Consider the following 1421-nt stretch of genomic DNA (forward strand, 5'->3'; position numbering starts at 1 on the left):
TCCCGCAGCTGCTCCTGTAGGAGCCGGCTCCGCCGGCGATGCTCCTGCCTCTCAGGCCGCCGCAGAAGCCGCCCACATGAATGCCTCAGGCTTCCCCGCTGGCGCCACGCTCTGCGCYAAGTGCAATACGCAGGCGCTGGTGCTGATGGATGGTTGCCAGACTTGTTTGAATTGTGGGTATTCGAAGTGCGGGTGAGAGGATCTTCCGTGAAGTAACGATCGACTTGCCGGAGTGGAAGGATTCATGGCGACCAAGGCAATCCGCAAGATCGCAACGAAGAAGACGGTGGCGAAGCAATCCTTCGCGAAGAAGTCGGCAAAGAAAGCTGCAGAGAAAGTAGTAACGAAGGTCGCGGCTAAAAAGGTCGTCAGAAAGACGGCCGATGGGAAGGCTGCCCCTGCGATGGCGGCGAAGAAGGCGGTCAAAAAGAAGAGCGCGCGGAAGGCTTCTTCCTCCGCTACGGCGAAACGCGCTTTGAAGCGTCCCGCCGCGAAGAAGGGTCCAGGTGGCGGCGGCTGACCCATGGAGCGGAATGTATACGAGTCCCCAAAGGATGGGCTCTTATCAATAGGGCATGACTACTACTACTGGTCCACTCGCCTAACCGATTCCAGTTGGCAAATGTGCTTGGCGGTCGTTGCTGGAAATTGGGCTGCTTATGGCTCGCTTTCAGGCGTGATGCAGTCTTTCTTCGCCATTTGGTCTTTGGGTCTGATCTTCTTCAGCCTTGCCTTTGCACTTGCAGCGTCCCTGGCAATGAKCGAAATGCATCGACGTCTGCATTATTCGGCTGAAGCAGATTGGGATGCGTGGACTGCGAAGCACGCTGCCTATACGGCGGGTACGAACCCACACGATCCGTGGCCATCAACCCGACCCATCGAAGTATTCGGAGTTGTGGCTCGTATTCTAAAAACTACGGTACCACTCATTTCTGGCGCGGTTCTCATAGTTGGCGTGTGTGTCGAGAAGCCGCAAAAGGTAGAAGCCCAGAGTTCCCACGACGCGGGTCGTGTCAGCACCAGTCTGAACGTTGCGGTGATCGTTCCAGATAGCTCGATCAGAGATCGAGTCCTCTCGCCGGGCGGGGAGGCCGCCAGGCACGCGGTCAAATCGAAGGTCAAGAGCCGGTAGATATACGGGTCAGCAGTATGTGCAAGCGGCTGGGCGTTGGCGGTACCAAGATTGCGAAGCTGCCTCAACAGCGACCGCGGCCCGTTCCATCCGGTGTCGGCTACCTTTTGCAATTCGCTGGCTGTCGCTGACAATGGTGTCGGGCCATTCAAGCCCCGCTAAACACCGCTTGTCGACCGTTCCTAAAGGCGCGACGGTCAGGAGCACTTGTGGCCTGTCGCTACTCTCCCTGCGTCACAATATTGAGAGCTCAATGCCAAAGCCAACGCAAGGAAATGAATGGGTG

At 57.4% G+C, this 1421-nt stretch carries 1 protein-coding gene; it reads left to right on the forward strand.

Translation table 11 applies throughout. The annotated features are described in order from the left end of the window. Window positions 1–244 precede the first annotated feature (244 nt). The gene (locus tag AC1DVF_RS29250) at window positions 245–520 is read left to right on the forward strand and encodes a hypothetical protein (RefSeq protein ID WP_477299053.1); all 276 of its coding nucleotides are present in this window, start codon (window positions 245–247) and stop codon (window positions 518–520) included. Window positions 521–1421 lie beyond the last annotated feature (901 nt).

This window comes from Pseudomonas sp. P4_D7 (assembly GCF_056401755.1).